Source organism: Algibacter lectus (assembly GCF_004368925.1).
Classification (GTDB): Bacteria; Bacteroidota; Bacteroidia; order Flavobacteriales; family Flavobacteriaceae; genus Algibacter; species Algibacter lectus.
Genome location: NZ_SORL01000007.1, coordinates 262256 through 276529, shown reverse-complemented (window position 1 = coordinate 276529; position 14274 = coordinate 262256). Strand labels below are relative to the sequence as shown.

Here is a 14274-nt window from a genome sequence, read left to right as displayed (position 1 = left end):
AGTATATAATTCTTATTTTTATTGCTGAACTTAAACGATTTTCAACCTGATAAATAATTTTACTGATGAAAAAAATAATCACTACTACTGAAGCTCCAGCGCCTATAGGCCCATATAACCAAGCTGTATTAACAGGAAACACATTATATACTTCTGGGCAAATAGCTATTAACCCAAAAACTGGCGAGCTTGTTTTAGAAAATATTAAAGCAGAAACCACACAGGTAATGAATAACCTAAAAGCAGTTTTAAAAGCTGCTGATATGACTTTTGAAAATGTTATTAAATCGACGATTTTTATTAGTAATATGGACGATTTTGTAAACATCAACGAGGTTTACGGAAGTTATTTTGACGACGCCACAGCACCTGCACGCGAAACCGTACAAGTCGCTAGACTGCCTAAAAATGTAAATGTAGAAATTAGTGTTATCGCAATAAAATAGATAACAACCTTAGATTCTAAAGCGCATACTTATCCAACAACTCTTTTAGTTTTGGTAACTCAAGAGGTTTTGCTAAAAATTCATTAGCACCGGCTTGTTTTGCGCTTTCAATATCTTCTTCAAAAGCACTTGCTGATACGGCTATAATTGGTGTTTTATGTTGTTGATACTTTTTGGTTTTTATAATCTCACGGGTGGCTTCATAACCATCCATATCTGGCATATAGATATCCATAAAAATCATATCAAAATCTAATATTTTATAAAGTTCTACAGCTTCTAAACCGTTTTTCGCAAACGTACAATCGGCACCTTGCTTCTCAAGTAAAAACTTAATTACTTTTTGATTCATTCTATTATCTTCCGCAACCAACACATTAAATTTAGCATGAAGTCCAGGTGTTGCTTCCTCAACCATTTTAATATTAAGTGTCTTTTTTAATTGAAGACTAAAATAAAAAGTTGAACCTTCGTTCTCTTTACTTTCAAGCTTTAAGGTTCCCCCCATTAGCTTAACTAACTTTCTCGAAATAGAAAGTCCTAAACCAGCACCGCGATAATCTTTAATAATAGAAGCCGGAATATTAGTATCATCATCAAAAAAGCGCTTAACCTCGTCAGATCGCATCCCTACTCCAGTATCCTTTACATAAAATGTTACAATCTGTTCATGATCTATTCCCACAGTTTGATCGATAATAATAGAAATCTTCCCTGCATTAGTAAATTTAATAGCGTTATTAATCAAGTTAATTAAAACCTGTTGTATTCTAGACGAATCGCCATATACTAAAGATTTATCTTTTTCTTCAAACAAAAATTTAAAATCAAACTCCAATCCTTTTTCCCAGGCTTGGTATTCAAATACTTTAAATAGGTTACCTAAATCTTGTTTTAAGTCTATAGCGATAAAATTCAGTTTAACATCAGCACTATCAACTTCTGCATTATCCGTAACCATTTTCACCAACTGCAATAAATGCATGGATGAAAATTCTGCAATTTCTACCTGAGCCACCTGATCACTATCCAAATTGGTTTGTTTTAGCATATTTAGCATACCTAAAACCGTGTTAAGAGGCGTTCGCACCTCATAACTCATGTTCGCTAAATAGATTGATTTATGCTCGGCTAAATTTTCAGATTTTTCTAAATCTGTTTTTAATTCCTTTATTCTAGATGTTAAGTTTTCTTTTATTACTTCATTCTTTAACAAACTCTTTAAGAAGAATTGCAGAGCAAAAACCTGAATAACAGCTACTATAAAAAGAAATAAGGCCGCTAATTCCGCATAAATTTTATCATCAACAAAAAGATAACCAATGATTAAAATAGCCGCAATAGAAGTGAATATTGAAAAAGATAATTTCTTTTTAACGGTAATATACTTTACAGACTCCGGGATAAAATTCATTTATAATTGGCAGGTTAACAAATCAAAAAAGATAATGATTAAAACACTAATATAATTAATTAGTCATTCATTGTTCTATTCTTTTTGTTTAAATTTAAATTTTCTTTTAATAATTTTCAATAAAACACAATCGATAGTAATGCGCATAGAAAACGAAATAAAATTAGGCTTTAAAGATGTTATGTTCCGCCCAAAAAGATCTACTTTAAAAAGCAGATCTGAAGTAAGTTTAGAGCGTGAATTTAAATTTTTACACAGCACTACAGTTTGGAACGGCATCCCGATTATGGCTGCTAATATGGATACGGTGGGCACTTTTGAAATGGCCAAATCTCTTGCTAAAAAAGGACTTTTTTCTGCCATACATAAACATTACACCATTCCTGAATGGAAAGCTTTTTTATCTTCAATTTCAGAAAATCATTTAAATCATATTGCAGTTAGTACAGGTATTGGTAAAAACGATTCAGAAAAACTTGCTGCTGTATTTGCATTAAAACCAGAACTAAAATTCATCTGTATTGATGTAGCAAATGGCTATTCGGAATATTTCGCAGATTTTGTAAAAAGCACCCGAAAACAATATCCAGATAAAGTAATTATTGCTGGCAACGTAGTTACTGGCGAAATGGTAGAAGAACTAATTCTATCTGGTGCCGATATTGTAAAGGTTGGTATTGGTCCAGGATCTGTTTGTACTACTCGTGTAAAAACCGGCGTTGGTTACCCACAACTTTCGGCAATAATAGAATGTGCAGACGCTGCTCATGGATTAGGCGGACACATTATTAGTGATGGTGGTTGCACAACTCCTGGTGATATTGCCAAGGCTTTTGGCGCAGGAGCCGATTTTGTTATGCTCGGTGGTATGCTTGCAGGACACGACGAAAGTGGCGGTGATATTATTGAAAAAAACGGCAAACAGTTCCGAAAATTTTACGGAATGAGTTCCTCAACAGCTATGGATAAACATGTTGGAGGTGTGGCAGAGTATCGTGCTAGTGAAGGCAAAACGGTTGAAGTGCCCTATAAAGGTCCTGTTGACGTTACTTTGCAAGATATTTTAGGAGGTTTACGAAGTACCTGTACTTATGTTGGGGCATCTCGATTAAAAGAACTTACCAAACGTACCACATTTATTAGAGTTAACGAGCAGGAAAATAGATTTTACAATCATTAATATTTAGTGATTTAAAAAATGATTTATCAAAAAAGGGATAAACAATCCTAAAACTCATCAAATCATCATTTTTTATCTGCATAATTTTCAATGTTTTAATACTTATAGTAAAGCGTCTAGTTTTATTCAAAACCACTATTTTACAATGAAAATTAATGTATTTTTATAAGAATCTTTTTTACTAATAAATTCATTCATAATAAACCAAGAAATTTATGGCGTTAAAAATTGTAATCTCACACAAAACAAAGTACAAGTATGATAGACCTATAAATCTATCTCCACATATTTTTAGATTACGTCCTGCCCCACATAGCAGAACGCCAATTGAGGCTTATTCAATAAAAATTAAACCCGAAAATCAATTTTTCAACTGGCAACAAGATGCCTTTGGTAATTATTTAGCGCGATTAATTTTTCCTGATAAAACGACCGAACTTTCTGTTGAAGTTGAAATTATTGCCGATTTAAAAACCATAAATCCTTTTGACTTTTTTGTTGAAGAAGCTGCGGAAGAATACCCGTTTACTTATAGTGACACCATTAAAAAGGAACTTCTACCCTATTTAGAAATTACCGATAATGGACCGCTTATTCATGAATTTATTAAAACTTTAGATTATACGCCAAGAAAAACAATCTATTTTTTAATTGATATTAATCAGAAAATATACGAGTTCTTAAGTTATAATATTAGACTCGACCCTGGAGTACAAACTTGTGAAGAAACATTGCTTCAAAAAAACGGATCATGTCGTGATTATGCTTGGCTCTTTGTACAAGTATTGAGACATTTAGGCTTTGGAGCACGTTTTGTTTCAGGTTATTTAGTACAATTAAAATCTGATGAAAAATCGCTTGATGGCCCTTCTGGTCCTGAGGAAGATTTTACAGATTTACATGCTTGGGCAGAGGTTTATTTACCTGGTGCTGGTTGGATTGGTTTCGATGCTACATCGGGATTATTAGCCGGAGAAGGTCATATTCCATTAGCTTGTACCCCTTCATTTGAAAGTGCTGCACCGGTTTCTGGAATGACAGATATTTGTGAAACTGAATTTGAATTTGAAAATTCTGTAAAACGCATTTTCGAATCGCCTCGTGTAACAAAACCCTACACAGACAAACAATGGAACGACATTTATAAACTTGGTTTTAAAGTTGAAAAAGAACTAGAAAAAGGAGATGTACGTTTAACCATGGGTGGCGAACCGACTTTTGTTTCTATTGATGATATGGAATCGCCTGAATGGAACACAGATGCCGACGGACCACATAAAAGACAACTAGCAGACGACTTAACGAAGCGCCTATTTAATAAATTTGCTAAAGGCGGATTTTTACATCGCGCACAAGGTAAATGGTATCCTGGAGAACCTTTACCACGTTGGGGAACGGAGCTTTGCTGGCGTAAAGATGGTAGAGTAATTTGGCATAACGAAAAATTACTTTCAACCTTTGCTGATAATAAAATTGTACCCGAAAATGCCGATAAAATATTCTTAGAAACCTTAACCAAATATTTAGGTGTTACTGATAAAACAATAATGCCTGCCTTTGAAGATGCTTTTTATTTCCTTTGGGAAGAAGGTAATTTACCAACAGATATTGACCCAAGAGAAGATAAAGATGGCTCGTTAATTCAAAAGAAATTAGGAGAAATATTAGAGCAAGGCACAAATAAAGTTGTTGGGTATTTAATGCCTTTAAACAATAGTTTTGGTCAATGGCACACGTGTACATGGCAATTTAGACGTAATCATTTATTTTTAACGCCTGGTAATTCACCAGTTGGTTTACGTTTACCTTTATCATCATTAGTGCATAAATCGGAATATGAAGAATTTCCAAAATTCGAACCCGATCAATTTACCAAACGTGGCAGATTCCCTAGCTATAAAAAAGTAGCAACCAATAGATATACAGCTTTTGTTAACGGCGAATTAGAAAGTCCGAAAACTAATTATTTTATTAGAACCGCACTTTGTGCCGAGGTTAGAGATCAAAAACTATATTTATTTTTACCGCCATTAGATTGCGCTGAATTTTACCTCGACTTACTTTCTTCTATAGAAGCTACAGCAAAAACATTGAACATACCGGTAATTTTAGAAGGTTATCCAGCACCAAAGGATAACAGATTGGAGTCCTTAAAAATCACTCCCGATCCTGGTGTTATTGAAATTAATGTGCATCCAGCAAAAAACTGGGATGAGTTAACTAAAAATACATTTACGCTTTACGAAGAAGCAAAACAATCACGTTTAGGTACCGAAAAGTTTATGCTCGACGGTAAGCACACGGGAACAGGTGGCGGAAACCACGTAACTTTGGGAGGTATATCTCCTGCGGATAGTCCTTTGTTACGTAAACCTAGTTTATTACGAAGTTTATTAACCTTTTGGCAACATCATCCGGGGCTTTCTTATCTGTTTTCAGGGTCTTTTATTGGTGCAACCAGCCAAGCACCAAGAATAGATGAAGCGCGTATGGAAAACCTATACGAACTTGAAATTGCCTTTAGTCAAATACCTAAAGATGGTGAGGTTCCTTTTTGGTTAACCGATAGATTGTTTAGACATTTATTAACCGATTTAACCGGTAATACACACCGTGCAGAATTTTGTATTGATAAACTATATTCACCAGATTCATCATCGGGGCGTTTAGGTATTTTAGAGCTTCGCGCTTTCGATATGCCACCACATCCACAAATGAGTTTAATGCAAAATTTACTGGTACGTACTTTGGTGGCTTGGTTCTGGAAAAAACCTTACGAGCATGATTTAGTACGTTGGGGAACAGAATTACACGATAAGTTTTTAATAGAACATTTTGTACGAGAAGATATAAAAGACATTGTAAACTCTCTAAACAAAGCTGGATACCGCTTTAAAGAAGAATGGTTTAATCCTTTTTTCGAATTTAGATTTCCTTTACATGGTATGGTAACTATAAACAACATTCATATCGAACTTCGTGCAGCCATTGAGCCTTGGAATGTTTTAGGAGAAGAAATGACTGGCGGCGGAACGGCACGTTATGTAGATTCATCTTTGGAACGAATTCAAATTAAAGTTACTAATTTTACAGAAGAAAGATATGTTGTAACTTGCAACGGTGTTAAAGTAAACCTTAAAGCAACCTCTGTAAAAGGAGAATTTGTGGCAGGTATACGTTATAAGGCATGGGATCCGTATTCTGCATTACACCCAACTATTGGTGTAGATTCTCCTCTTGTTTTCGATATTGTTGACACATGGAACAAACGTTCTATTGGTGGTTGCACCTATTTTGTATCACATCCTGGCGGACGTTCTTACGACGTACATCCGGTAAATAGTTACGAAGCAGAATCTAGACGAATTAACCGTTTTTGGGAATCTGGGCATACGCAAGGCGAAATCGATCCGATAAAAGAAACTATAACAGATGATAATACATCAAGCATTACCGTTAAAAAGAAAGGAAGTTCTAAAAAATTCAATTATAAAGAATTACCTGTTAATTTTGAGTTTCCTAACACAACAGATTTAAGAAAAAAGTAATTAATAAATTAAATGACCATAGATTCAAATACACTATTTCAGAATTATTTTACCAATCATAAAAATTATGATGAAGTATTGAAATCTAATATGAAAATTAACCCAGAATGGGATGATTTACTATCTAATTTAATCACCGCAGGTCCTGACGAATTAATTTCTAGACAAAAAGAAATTGATTGGTTAATGGACGAAAACGGTGTAACCTACAATGTTTATAACGACCCAAAGGGCTTACACCGTGCTTGGGATTTAAGCATTGTGCCTTTTTTAATCCATGATAAAGAGTGGCTAACCATTGAAAAAGGTTTAAAACAACGCGCTGAGTTACTCAATTTAATTTTAAAAGATGTTTACGGTAAACGTGAGCTTATAAAAAATGGTATTGTACCTCACGAAGTATTGTTTGCTCATCGTGGTTTTTTACGCCAATGCGATCAAATAAAATACAACACCTCCAAAGATTTACTAATTCATGCAGCCGATTTAGCAAGAGGCCCAGATGGCCGTATGTGGGTGGTTAACGATCGTACGCAAGCACCTTCTGGTTTAGGTTATGCTTTAGAAAACAGATTCGCCATGAACAAGGCGGCATCAAATTTATTTAACGGTATAAATGTAAAACAACCAAGCGATTTTTTTCAGGATTACAACCAAATGCTTATTGATGCGGCTCCTAAAGATATCGATAATCCAAACATTGTTATACTAACATCTGGTCCGCATAACGAAACTTATTTTGAGCATGCCTACATGTCTTCATTTCTTGGCTATCCTTTAGTAAAAGGAAACGATTTAGTGGTTAGAAATGGTAGAGTTTGGATGAAATCTTTAAAAGAATTAAAGCAAGTTCATGTTATTTTAAGGCGTGTAGATGATGTTTACATGGATCCTTTAGAACTTCGTGAAGATTCTTATTTAGGCATCGCAGGTATTCTAGATGTTATTAGGCAAAAAAACGTAAGCATTGTAAACCCTATAGGTAGCGGTGTTTTAGAAAACTCTGGACTTATCCCGTTTATGAATGCTATTTGTAAGTATTTTTTTAATGAAGAATTACTGCTTCCGCAAATAGCCTCTTGGTGGTGTGGACAAGAAAAGGAACGAAATCATGTTTTAAAGAACATAAAAAAATATGTTGTAAAACGAATTGATCGCTCTAATAGAGAAAGTATATACTTCTGTGAATTTTTAAATGAAGCTAAACTAAATAAATTAAAAGAAGAAATATTAGCAAATCCTTATCGATTTGTAGCACAAGCAAAAATACAATTTTCTACTGCGCCAGAATTTATTGAAGGTAAATTAGAGCCGCGCAAAATAATGTGTAGAACCTTTGCTATCGCCAAAAAAGATGGTTACAGCATTATGCCAGGAGGTTTAGTACGTGTTGCCGCAGAGCGGGAGAACTTAATAGTATCCAACCAAAGAGGTGGCATTAGTAAAGATTTTTGGATTGTTAGTGATACGCAACAAAACTACTTCCATAATTATGCTTGGGATAATACATTTAGAAACCCTGTATCAGATATAAATGATTTACCTAGCCATACCGCAGAAAACTTATTTTGGTCTGGTCGTTACTTGGGGCGTGCTCTAGTCACTTCTCGCCTATTACGCATGTGTTTAAATAGTATGCAAAGTTCGCAATATAAAAATGGTGAAGTTCCTCCCGAAAATTTAAAAATTATTTTTGAAGCCATAACAGGAATCACCCATACTTTACCGGGCTTTGTGGGTAAAGGCAAAGAAGACGTGCTTAAAAACCCTTTAAAAGAACTAAACGCACTTGTTCTAGACAGTTATAAAGTAGGTTCGTTAGCACAAACTTTAGGTAGTTTCAATAATTCCTATTACACCTTAAGAAATTTATGGTCTAAAGATATGTGGCGCGTATTCGATGGTATCAAAAAACTATGGAATAAGCATGATAAAGACAAAGAATACTCGGTAGCAGCATTAATAAAATTACTCGATAGCACCATTACTCGCCTTATTGCTTTTATGGGGTTAATAGAAGAAAGTATTTTAGTAGACCAAGGTTTACTTCTTTATTTTATTGGTTTGCAAACCGAACAAGCAAGTTTAACCATTGCAAAATGCAGATCTTTAATTGTAGCGAGTTATGACGAAGATTTAGAATATGAAATGCTTGAGGCTTTATTATCTAGTCATGAAAGTTTAAATATTTACCGTTACAGTTACCGATCTTACCTAAGTGTTGAAAACGTGGTAAAATTAGTTATACTTAACGATAAATACAGCCGTTCTCTCACCTATCAATTAAGTCGTATTTTAAAAGATATTGGCAAATTACCATTACCAACTGGGATTACGGGTAACTCAAAATGTTACGATTTAATTCATGAGGCCAATCAAATAATTCTAAAATCTAATATCGATACATTATTAGAATTAGATGAAACAGAAGCTGTAAGAGAGAATTTAGAAGATATGCTTTCTGAACTTAGTGAATTATTGCATCAAACATCTTTATCTATTTCTGATACATATTTCAATCATTCATATCAACAAAATCAATTGGTTAATCAAAACTTTCCACTTCAATAATGGTTTTTCAATTATCACATACCACAAGTTACAAATACGGCAATGGCGTAACATTTTGCCATAATATCGCGACCTTAAAACCACGTGATTTTTTGGGACAAACCATTTTAAGTTACGACTTGGAAATTAGTCCGAAACCAACAGAAATATCTGAACGTACTGACTTTTTCGGAAACACCATCACCCGTTTTTCCATACAGCAATACCATAAAGAATTAAAAGTAATTGCAAAAAGCAAAGTGCTTCGTGATTATACTTTGGCTCCTGATATACATAAATCTGAAAGTGGTTTAACTATTACTTTAGATGAAGCCAAAAAGGAATTAAAATCTATTTCACCTGAAATTTTAGAAGTAAAACAGTTTTTATTAGAATCTATTTTAATTGCTAAAATATCCAAAAACATCAGAGACTACGCCTTAAAGTCTTTTAAGCCAGACCGACCTATATTCGAAGCGACTTCAGAATTAATGTTACGCATTTTTACCGATTTTGAGTTTAATTCAAATGCTACCAATGTGGCTACTCCTATCCAAGAAGTTATGGAAAACAAGAAAGGAGTTTGTCAAGATTTTGCGCAAATAGGGATTGCATGCCTGCGATCTATTGGCTTACCAGCTCGTTATGTTAGTGGCTATATAGAAACATTACCGCCTCCTGGAAAAGAAAAACTAATAGGAACCGATGCATCTCACGCATGGTTTTCTGTATATATTCCAAAATTTGGATGGGTAGATTTCGACCCTACAAATAATCAAATACCACAAAACCAACACATTATTGTGGCTTATGGTCGTGATTATTATGATGTACCACCATTAAAAGGTGTTATTTATAGTTCTGGTGCCAATAAAATGAAAGTAGCAGTAGATATTAGACCTGCGGTAGATTAATCGATTACACGCCCTGTAGAACCTTGTTCTGTTGGAAGTAATTCATAAATAAAATCAGGATCTAAATTAGCTTCTTTTCTATGAGATACATATAGAATAGCTGTATCAGTTTCTGTTGCTATTTTATTAATCAATTCGCAAAATAAAGCGGCATCACTATCATCTAAACCATTAGTAGGTTCGTCTAAAATAAGCAACGGAGGGTTTTTAACCATCGCTCTTGCTATTAAAACCAAACGCTGATGTCCGCGCGAAAGCGATAAAAAACATTGTTTTCTAATATCGAACATATTTAAAACCCGTAACCAATGCTGCGCGATTTTTATTTGCGCATTGGTTGGTGTTTTATACAAACCAACGGTATCAAAAAAACCAGAAGCAATCATGTTACCAATGGCATCTCGGCGGGTAAAACCGCGAAGCATTTCTGAAGAAAAATAACCTATTTTCTGTTTAATATCCCAAATACTCTCGCCACTCCCCTTTTTTACCCCAAATAACGTAATGTCTTGTCCGTACGCTTTAGGATTATCCCCAAAAATCATACTTAGTATCGTACTTTTACCAGATCCGTTTGGTCCCATTAATTGCCAAAATTGTCCAGATTTTATTTCCCATGAAATGGAATTTAAAATAGAACGTTCGCCATAATTAATAGATACTTGATTAAACTTGACTAAAGGATTTAAAATTTCGGGTTTATCATGATACTCTACCGTAGGCAAAGCTTCAATAAAATAAAAAGGTTCTGTTTTATTTTCTGTATTTGAAAACTCAACTAACTTATTATTTTCTACCTGATATATACCTTTTATAAAAGGAAGAACATCTAATTTTCTATTTGCTATTTGAACAATTGAAGTTGTTTCGCTTAAAGCAGCCAACTCCTTTTCAATATATGCTTGTGTAGCAACGTCTAAATTGCCAAAAACATTATCGATTACTAAATAATCGGGTTTTTGAGCTATTATATGATCGAGAAGTGCTTTTTTTCGTTCACCTTCTGAAGAATGAAGTAAACTATTTTTTGTTTGGGTAGCCACGTTCATTTTGCCGTGACGTATTTCTTCATCTATAAATTTATTTAAAATTACTTCAGAAAAAAGTGCACCCTTTAAACTTGAAAAACCAGAAATTAGTTCTCCAAAAAAAATAGTTTTGATAAGGCTTTCCTTATCAAAACTATTAGATATATAAATTGCTAAATGCTTTTGCATTTATCTTTTACTTTAAATTATTCGTATGAAATGGCACTAAACCATCAATAGGTCTACGCTCAAAATTTCCAACTGTAAAGCCCATTTCTTCTCCAACTTCTCTAATTTCTTTTTGAGCAAAAAAGGCTATAGATCCTGCAAAATGTACAGGTGCTGTTTTTAGCTCTTCTTTAAATTGGAAAATCATGTTTTTTGCAAACAAACGAATACCATCTTTAATTAAGTTAATGGTGTATTCTGAATCTTTATGTAAAAACATAAATTCAGCAAATCCCGCTAAATACGCATTAGGACTTGGTTGTTTGTATAGGTTGTATTTAATAAAATCTGCCTCCATGTTAAACTTAGCACCAAAGGCTATTTTAACATTTTCTGGCATGTTACCAAAGTAATAATCTCTAATTAACTGCTTACCATAATAATTACCAGAAGCATCATCCATTAGCGTGTAACCAAGTGATATAACGCGTTGGTGTAACACTTCACCATCATAATAACTACAGTTAGAGCCTGTACCCATAATGCAAACTACAGCAGCTTCCTTTGGATCGTTAATAGTAGCGTAAACGGCAGCTAATGTATCTTCGTTAACTTCAACATGAGCATTAGTAAAAATATCTTTTAAAACGGTACTTAATAAGTCTTTTGCATTATCTGTACCACAACCCGCGCCATAAAAGAACACGTGTGTTACTTTATCGGCATTAGATTTTAATTCTTTACTTTTCTTAATTAATTTATTAAGCTTTTTCTCGCTTAATATGGCTGGGTTTAATCCTTTAGTTCGGATTTTATCCATTAATCTATTTCCGTCTTTATCTACAGCCAGCCAATCGGACTTAGTAGAACCACTATCTACAATTAAAATCATAAGTTCTTAGAATAAAAAAATCCACAGCATTATTCAAAATAAATAACACTGTGGAAATATATAAATTATTTATTATATTGATCCGATATGTTGAGCTAAATCAATTAATTTAGTTGAATAACCAAACTCGTTATCATACCAAGAAACTAATTTTACAAAACCGTCATTTAATGCCATACTTGCGTTTGCATCGAATGTACTTGTTTTTGGTTCAGACACGAAATCTTGAGATACAACACCTTCTTCAGTATAACCTAAAATACCAGCTAATTCACCTTCAGAAGCTTCTTTTAAAGCCGCTTTAATTTCAGCCCATGGAGCTGGACGCTCTAAACGACAAGTTAAATCTACTACAGATACATCAACAGTAGGGATTCTAAAAGCCATACCAGTTAATTTCCCGTTTAATTCAGGAATTACTTTTCCAACAGCTTTTGCAGCTCCAGTAGAAGCTGGTACAATGTTGTTTAAAGAAGCACGACCTAAACGGTAATCTTTTCTAGATACACCATCAACAGTAGATTGTGTAGCCGTTGCAGCGTGAACAGTTGTCATTAAACCTTCAGCAATTCCGAATTTATCGTTAATTACTTTAGCTAATGGCGCTAAACAGTTGGTAGTACAAGATGCGTTAGATACGATAGTATGTGCAGCAGTAATTTCTTTATGGTTTACACCCATAACGAACATTGGTGCATCAGCAGATGGTGCAGAAATTGCAACCTTTTTAGCTCCAGCAGTAATATGTTTTTGAGCACCTTCTAAAGTTGTGAAGATACCAGTACAATCTAAAACAACGTCTGCTCCAATAGCATCCCATTTTAAATCTTCAGGGTTACGTTCTGCAGTAACTCTAATTGTGTTTCCGTTTACTACTAAGTTACCATCTTTAGTTTCGATAGTTCCATCAAACTGTCCGTGAACAGAATCGAACTTTAATAAGTAAGCTAAATGATCAACATCTAATAAATCATTAATTCCTACTACTTCAATATCATTAGATCTAGAAGCTGCTACTCTAAAAGCAATTCTACCTATTCTACCAAATCCGTTAATTCCAATTTTTAATTTTGACATATTCTTGTTTATAAATGTTAAGTGCTCATGATATCTGAGACACGCAATAATTCTAAGTTAATTTTTGTTTTTCCTTTTATGGCATTATCTAAAGGAGTAAGCTGCATTTTATTATTAATTAAACCTACCATATAGTTAGATTTACCTTCTAATAAAGAATCTACCGCTTTAACGCCCATTCTACTCGCTAAAACACGATCGAAACAAGATGGAGAACCACCACGTTGCATGTGCCCTAACACAGATACTCTAACATCGTACCCTTCCATGTTTTCATCAACATAATCCTTAAGTTCAAAAATATTTTTACCTATTTTATCACCTTCGGCAACCACTACAATACTAGACGATTTACCTGATTTCCTACTTCTTTTTAAAGATTCTACCAAACGTTCTAACCCTAAATCTTCTTCAGGAATTAAAATCTCTTCAGCACCACCAGCAATACCAGTGTTTAAGGCAATATGCCCAACATCACGCCCCATAACTTCTATAAAGAATAGACGGTTATGCGAACTTGCTGTATCTCTAATTTTATCAATAGCTTCTACTACGGTGTTTTGAGCCGTATCGAAACCTAATGTATGAGACGTTCCAACAATATCATTATCGATAGTTCCTGGAATACCCATTACTGGGAAACCGAACTCTTCGTTAAAAACCAATGCGCCGGTAAACGTACCATCACCACCAATAGCAACTAAAGCATCAATTCCTGCTTTGTTTAATTGATCGTAAGCTTTTTGACGGCCTTCTTTGGTTCTAAACTCTGTAGAACGTGCCGATTTTAATATAGTTCCGCCTTTATTGATAATTCCTTTTACGCTACGGGCATCCATCGATTCAAAATCGCCTTCCATTAAGCCTTCGTAACCTCTATATATACCAATACATTCTATATTGTAGTAGGCACAAGACCTTACTACCGAACGTATGGCGGCATTCATACCTGGAGAATCTCCTCCTGATGTAAACACTCCTATTTTCTTTATTTTATTTGGCATTTATTTCTTATAATTAAAACGTAAATTTAATAAAGAAAAAGAATATAATCATA

At 34.1% G+C, this 14274-nt stretch carries 10 protein-coding genes; 5 read left to right on the top strand and 5 right to left on the bottom strand.

Translation table 11 applies throughout. From position 1 onward, the window contains the following. Nucleotides 1–65 precede the first annotated feature (65 nt). Complete coding sequence (locus tag DFQ06_RS02180; protein WP_133965773.1) at nt 66–446, top strand: RidA family protein; 381 nt, start codon at nt 66–68, stop codon at nt 444–446. Nucleotides 447–462: 16 nt separating this feature from the next. Here DFQ06_RS02180 and DFQ06_RS02175 read toward each other — a convergent pair whose 3' ends face one another. Beyond that, entirely contained in the window at nt 463–1860 is a 1398-nt protein-coding gene (locus DFQ06_RS02175; RefSeq protein WP_074936141.1) for a response regulator, read from the bottom strand. Between the two features lie 139 nt (nt 1861–1999). Here DFQ06_RS02175 and DFQ06_RS02170 point away from each other — a divergent pair, with 139 nt between their 5' ends. From DFQ06_RS02170 to DFQ06_RS02155, 4 genes are all read left to right on the top strand, one after another. Continuing rightward, nucleotides 2000–3040, top strand: a complete 1041-nt coding sequence (locus tag DFQ06_RS02170) for a GMP reductase (protein ID WP_133965771.1) — start codon at nt 2000–2002, stop codon at nt 3038–3040. 215 nt (nt 3041–3255) lie between these two features. Continuing rightward, nucleotides 3256–6588, top strand: a complete 3333-nt coding sequence (locus DFQ06_RS02165) for a transglutaminase family protein (RefSeq protein WP_133965769.1) — start codon at nt 3256–3258, stop codon at nt 6586–6588. 12 nt (nt 6589–6600) lie between these two features. Then, complete coding sequence (locus DFQ06_RS02160) at nt 6601–9159, top strand: circularly permuted type 2 ATP-grasp protein (RefSeq protein WP_133965767.1); 2559 nt, start codon at nt 6601–6603, stop codon at nt 9157–9159. Then, nucleotides 9159–10052 (top strand): transglutaminase family protein, encoded by an 894-nt coding sequence (locus tag DFQ06_RS02155; protein WP_074936150.1) that lies wholly within the window; start codon nt 9159–9161, stop codon nt 10050–10052. The genes DFQ06_RS02160 and DFQ06_RS02155 overlap by 1 nt, the downstream gene beginning before the upstream one ends. Here the strand turns inward: DFQ06_RS02155 and DFQ06_RS02150 are convergent. The 4 genes from DFQ06_RS02150 to pfkA form a co-directional block, all read right to left on the bottom strand. Further along, nucleotides 10049–11269, bottom strand: a complete 1221-nt coding sequence (locus tag DFQ06_RS02150; protein ID WP_133965765.1) for an ATP-binding cassette domain-containing protein — start codon at nt 11267–11269, stop codon at nt 10049–10051. The two genes, DFQ06_RS02155 and DFQ06_RS02150, sit on opposite strands and share 4 nt — an antisense overlap. A 7-nt stretch (nt 11270–11276) precedes the next feature. Next, on the bottom strand, nt 11277–12140 hold the full coding sequence (locus DFQ06_RS02145; RefSeq protein ID WP_042503936.1) for an N-acetylglucosamine kinase: 864 nt from the start codon (nt 12138–12140) through the stop codon (nt 11277–11279). Between the two features lie 72 nt (nt 12141–12212). Further along, nucleotides 12213–13217, bottom strand: a complete 1005-nt coding sequence (gap, locus tag DFQ06_RS02140) for a type I glyceraldehyde-3-phosphate dehydrogenase (protein ID WP_042494878.1) — start codon at nt 13215–13217, stop codon at nt 12213–12215. A 17-nt stretch (nt 13218–13234) separates the two neighbouring features. After that, nucleotides 13235–14221, bottom strand: a complete 987-nt coding sequence (pfkA, locus tag DFQ06_RS02135) for a 6-phosphofructokinase (protein WP_042503934.1) — start codon at nt 14219–14221, stop codon at nt 13235–13237. Nucleotides 14222–14274 lie beyond the last annotated feature (53 nt).

Bases quoted from the DNA above. Each gene is read 5' to 3' on its own strand.
- DFQ06_RS02180 (WP_133965773.1), top strand. From the start codon at position 66: ATGAAAAAAATAATCACTACTACTGAAGCTCCAGCGCCTATAGGCCCA.
- DFQ06_RS02175 (WP_074936141.1), bottom strand. From the start codon at position 1,860: ATGAATTTTATCCCGGAGTCTGTAAAGTATATTACCGTTAAAAAGAAA.
- DFQ06_RS02170 (WP_133965771.1), top strand. From the start codon at position 2,000: ATGCGCATAGAAAACGAAATAAAATTAGGCTTTAAAGATGTTATGTTC.
- DFQ06_RS02165 (WP_133965769.1), top strand. From the start codon at position 3,256: ATGGCGTTAAAAATTGTAATCTCACACAAAACAAAGTACAAGTATGAT.
- DFQ06_RS02160 (WP_133965767.1), top strand. From the start codon at position 6,601: ATGACCATAGATTCAAATACACTATTTCAGAATTATTTTACCAATCAT.
- DFQ06_RS02155 (WP_074936150.1), top strand. From the start codon at position 9,159: ATGGTTTTTCAATTATCACATACCACAAGTTACAAATACGGCAATGGC.
- DFQ06_RS02150 (WP_133965765.1), bottom strand. From the start codon at position 11,269: ATGCAAAAGCATTTAGCAATTTATATATCTAATAGTTTTGATAAGGAA.
- DFQ06_RS02145 (WP_042503936.1), bottom strand. From the start codon at position 12,140: ATGATTTTAATTGTAGATAGTGGTTCTACTAAGTCCGATTGGCTGGCT.
- gap (WP_042494878.1), bottom strand. From the start codon at position 13,217: ATGTCAAAATTAAAAATTGGAATTAACGGATTTGGTAGAATAGGTAGA.
- pfkA (WP_042503934.1), bottom strand. From the start codon at position 14,221: ATGCCAAATAAAATAAAGAAAATAGGAGTGTTTACATCAGGAGGAGAT.